Annotated in this window: 5 protein-coding genes and 1 pseudogene; 4 read left to right on the forward strand and 2 right to left on the reverse strand. The window is 23.5% G+C overall.

All coding sequences use genetic code 11. The annotated features are described in order from the left end of the window. Positions 1 to 94: 94 nt before the first annotated feature. The gene (locus tag OB7_RS09725) at positions 95 to 1,630 is read right to left on the reverse strand and encodes an ATP-binding protein (RefSeq protein WP_012579916.1); all 1,536 of its coding nucleotides are present in this window, start codon (positions 1,628 to 1,630) and stop codon (positions 95 to 97) included. Between the two features lie 201 nt (positions 1,631 to 1,831). Then, the gene (locus OB7_RS09730) at positions 1,832 to 2,677 is read right to left on the reverse strand and encodes a hypothetical protein (RefSeq protein ID WP_114703178.1); all 846 of its coding nucleotides are present in this window, start codon (positions 2,675 to 2,677) and stop codon (positions 1,832 to 1,834) included. A 327-nt stretch (positions 2,678 to 3,004) separates the two neighbouring features. On the opposite strand from OB7_RS09730, the gene OB7_RS09735 reads away from it, so the two are divergent. The 4 genes and pseudogenes from OB7_RS09735 to OB7_RS09750 all read left to right on the forward strand — a co-directional run. Continuing rightward, a complete protein-coding gene (locus OB7_RS09735; RefSeq protein ID WP_114703179.1) occupies positions 3,005 to 3,220 on the forward strand; it encodes a DUF1659 domain-containing protein in 216 nt (71 codons plus the stop codon). A gap of 63 nt (positions 3,221 to 3,283) precedes the next feature. Continuing rightward, positions 3,284 to 3,496, forward strand: a complete 213-nt coding sequence (locus tag OB7_RS09740; RefSeq protein WP_114703180.1) for a DUF2922 domain-containing protein — start codon at positions 3,284 to 3,286, stop codon at positions 3,494 to 3,496. Positions 3,497 to 3,543: 47 nt separating this feature from the next. Continuing rightward, complete coding sequence (locus tag OB7_RS09745) at positions 3,544 to 3,756, forward strand: hypothetical protein (RefSeq protein ID WP_114703181.1); 213 nt, start codon at positions 3,544 to 3,546, stop codon at positions 3,754 to 3,756. 153 nt (positions 3,757 to 3,909) lie between these two features. Further along, positions 3,910 to 4,122, forward strand: a pseudogene (locus tag OB7_RS09750) (hypothetical protein); the annotation flags it as partial.

Raw genomic sequence — 4,122 nt, forward strand, 5'->3', positions numbered from 1 at the left:
CGCTTCGTCCTATTGGTAATTTTTTCATCGGTTCCACCTCCAAATCTTCAATTTGGCACAAAACTCTATCACATGTCCATATCAATTAAAATATTTATATTTTTTCTATAATATATTCATCAATATTTCTTTTTTCTGAATTGATATTTACTCCAATAATATAAACTTCATAATTTTTATATTTTTCATAATATTTCTTTTCTTTTATTTGTTCAATTGCTTCTTTAGCGCTTTTGTCTAATTTTATTTCAAATAAGTATATTTTGTCATTATGTTCTAATACTAAATCTATTCTTCCAAGATTTGTTAATTCTTCCGCTGTTACATTTAATCCTGCTGAGGCTAATATTGTATATATTAATGAATGATAATAACTTTCTCTATTTTGATGTAAATTATACGGAATTGCACTTATTATTCTTTTTATTTCTTCTATTAATCCCTCTATATTATTTTCTTCTACTAGTTCATATATTTCATATATTTTTTCATATGTTTCTTCATTTAAACTATAATTTGCTTCTAATATTAATTTTGAAAAACTATTTTTTACTTCAAGATTTGGATAGTCTAATATATATTTTTCTGTTATTCCATATTTTTTAATTCCTTTAAAGGTTAAATATCCTGCTTGTGCAAAGAATATATTTGCATTTGCATCTTCTATTTCTCTTGTTGTAAAGTCTAATGAATCTACTGTGTATTTTACTAAATCTTCGTACTCTATTTTTCTTCCTTTTACATATTCATATATAAATGATGGTGATCCACTTTCAAACCAATAGTTCTGAAATTTCCTTTCATCAAAGAATCTTAATACTGAAAATGGATTATATACAAAACGTTCCCCATCAAATGAGAATCCATTATAATATGTTTTTATTTCTTTTAATAATTCTTCTTTACTTATTCCCATTTCTTTTGCAGTCTCTTCTACATGTTCATTGAAATAATATTCTAATTCTTCTTGTGTATAACCTAACATTTGAGAGTATTTTCTGTTTAAGGAAATGTCATTTAAATTATTTAATGCAGAAAATACTCCTGTTTTTGTAAATTTCGTTATTCCTGTGATAAATACGAATTTTATGTATTCATCTCTGGATTTGATTGTTACATAGAAATCTCTTAATATTTCTCTATATTTTTCTGCTTTTTCTTTATTATTTATATTATCCAATATTGGTTTTTCGTATTCATCTACTAATATTACTACTTTTCCTTTTTTGGAAAGTTTTATTATTAATTCATCAAATGCAAATTTATAATCTTCTTCCAATATTTCTACATTATTTCTTTGACCTTCTTGTTTTATTAAGTTTGTCAAACTCTTTTTAAATCTCTCTTCATTATCTGTAGCAGCTAATAATATATTTAATCTTATAATAGGATATTCTTTGAAATTCAATTTGTCATATATATATGTATCTTTAAATAATTCTTTTTCTCCTTTAAATATATAATATAATGTCGATATCGTTAAACTCTTTCCAAATCTTCTTGGTCGAGATAGAAAATAATACTTTCCATTATCTATTAAATCAAAAATATATTTTGTTTTATCTACATATATATAATTACCTTCAATTATTTCCTTATAATCTTGTATACCTATCGGCAATTTTTTCATCAAATCCACCTCCATAACTAAATTATATCACAATTCAAATTTCAATAATACTTTGATTATTTACATTCTACTTTTTACTCCAGCAACAAACTATATGATTTAATTAAATAATAAAAACCGGGATCAACCCGGTTTAATTTCAAAGTATTCAATTATATAATTTTTTTTTAATTAATATTTATTATAACATTTTAGATCAATCTAAAAAGAAATTGGAAAAGATCCAAAAAAACTACCGCTATTATTTGTAATAATTATTGTAAATGGATTATTTATATCTATCTTTGATAAGTAAAACATCACATCAGACTCTGCACTCATCTTTAATTGTATTCCTAAATAATAATCTTTTTTATTCACACTAAATGGTGTTTGAAAACTGAATTCTGGATAGTATTCTCCATTATATAATACTCCATATGCAAAATATCCAGAAATATATTTATCATCCATTATTTCAATTGGAATAGATAATGAATATCCTAAATCTGAAATTCCTACAATAACAGGTATTGTAAAGTATCTTTGTAATTGAATACCATAATTTGAAATACTATTACCAATTCCAGAATTATCATATGATGTAGAAAAAATAGATGCTTTTAATACAGTTGGAATTAAATATTTATCAAGGCTTATTTTCTTTTTTTCACTACCTCCTTTAAATACAGAGGTATATGAATATGAAAAACTTTTTGATATTAAATCATTATTATATTTTTTTATTTCTGATGATAATAATATAGAGTTATTTTCATATCCAATATTTAAATTAAAATATCTTTCTCCTGCTTTCATTTTTATTTTCTTAAAAAATACCTTTTGATATGTAAAAAATTCATTCTTATCATTATAATTTATTCCAATACCTGGTAAATAAACATCAGAAAAATCCAAAGGATAACTTAAGTATAATCCTATATTTGAACCTTCGCCAACTTCCCATATATTCTTTGAAATAGAAATATTATTTCCTATATCCAAATTAAAACCAAAAGCAAATAAGGAAAAAATTATCATAATAATAACTATAATAGCTTTTCTCATAACCACACCTCCGAATTTTCTATTATCTTACTTATTATATATTAATAATCAAATATAATATTTCATATATTATATACCTAATTATATATTTCTAAATACAACGTATTTAGAAATATATTTATATTAACTATAATATATGCATTTTATTGTCATATACTTCAATTTGTATTTTGAAATCAATTTTATTATATCACAATTCAGTAACGAAATTTGGTAATAATTCGAGTATTATTCCCATTCAAAAATAATATTTTATAATACAATCGTCAGCGCTGACAGAGAAGAAAAATAAAAAATTGAAAATAAAGAAAGAAAGGAGATGAAAGTATGGCAACAAAAATTAATTTAGGTGATAAAGTTAGAATTTCTTTTGATTATGGTTTAGATTTAGATGGAAAACAAATTATTAAAAGGAAAGCGTTTTCAATTATAGCAGGTGCAACTGATGATCAAGTATATACTGCTGCATTAAATTATGCATCATTATCTGAAAAATCATTAGTAGAAATTGAAAAAATAGAAAACTATGAATTACAAGCTTAATGTATAAGTAATTAATATAATAAGATTTAAAAAATAATAATAAAAAATAATGGAGGTGTTAGTATGGCAAAGAAATTAAGAATGACATTTGTAAATACAGTAGATGGAAAGAGAAAGACAATATATTTAAATGATCCAAGAGTAGATTTAACCTCAACAGAAGTACAAAGCGCTATGGATTCATTTATAGGAGTATTAGTACCAGCAGGATATGAAAAAGATAATGCAACTATTGTAGATACAACATCAAATGAATTATTTGATTTAATCAACTAAAGTATAACCGGGCTTTTGGCCCGGTTTAATTAAAGGAGGTTTAAATTATGTGGGATATATTTAAAATTGTATTATTGAATATTATAGACTATTTCTTTAAATTATTAAACCAAGCGTTTGATTATGATGATAAGGAAGAGAAAATAAAAGAAATAAAGGAAATACAAAAGAATTTTAATAATGAACTTAATAAGCAAATAAAATTATTATCTGCAGAAATAGATGAAAAATTTGATGAATTAAAAGAAGAAATTGCGTAATCACCCCATAGAAAATTTGGAGAAAAAATAAGAAAATGATATCATTAAAGTGAAAGGGGTGTTTTATATGAAAAATAGAAATAAGTATTCTCGGTTACTTCAAGTTGTTAAAGAATATCTTAATTCTGATATGTCTTTATCTGATGTTGCTATATGATTCCTTCATCTTATACTATACACAAATGGGTTAAAATATATGAGGAATCTGGTTATGACGATAATGTCTTCAATTCTAAAAAAGGAAGACCTAAATCTATTATTTCTGATATTTCTAAGGTTCCTCCTTTTATTTATGAATCTGCTGGTATTATTAGAAATGATTCTAATAAGTCCAATGATTCTGCTTCTTTAAAGAAAAGACTTGAA

Source organism: Thermosipho africanus Ob7 (assembly GCF_003351105.1).
Taxonomy (GTDB): Bacteria; Thermotogota; Thermotogae; order Thermotogales; family Fervidobacteriaceae; genus Thermosipho; species Thermosipho africanus.

Bases quoted from the DNA above. Each gene is read 5' to 3' on its own strand.
- OB7_RS09725 (WP_012579916.1), bottom strand. From the start codon at position 1,630: ATGAAAAAATTGCCGATAGGTATACAAGATTATAAGGAAATAATTGAA.
- OB7_RS09730 (WP_114703178.1), bottom strand. From the start codon at position 2,677: ATGAGAAAAGCTATTATAGTTATTATTATGATAATTTTTTCCTTATTT.
- OB7_RS09735 (WP_114703179.1), top strand. From the start codon at position 3,005: ATGGCAACAAAAATTAATTTAGGTGATAAAGTTAGAATTTCTTTTGAT.
- OB7_RS09740 (WP_114703180.1), top strand. From the start codon at position 3,284: ATGGCAAAGAAATTAAGAATGACATTTGTAAATACAGTAGATGGAAAG.
- OB7_RS09745 (WP_114703181.1), top strand. From the start codon at position 3,544: ATGTGGGATATATTTAAAATTGTATTATTGAATATTATAGACTATTTC.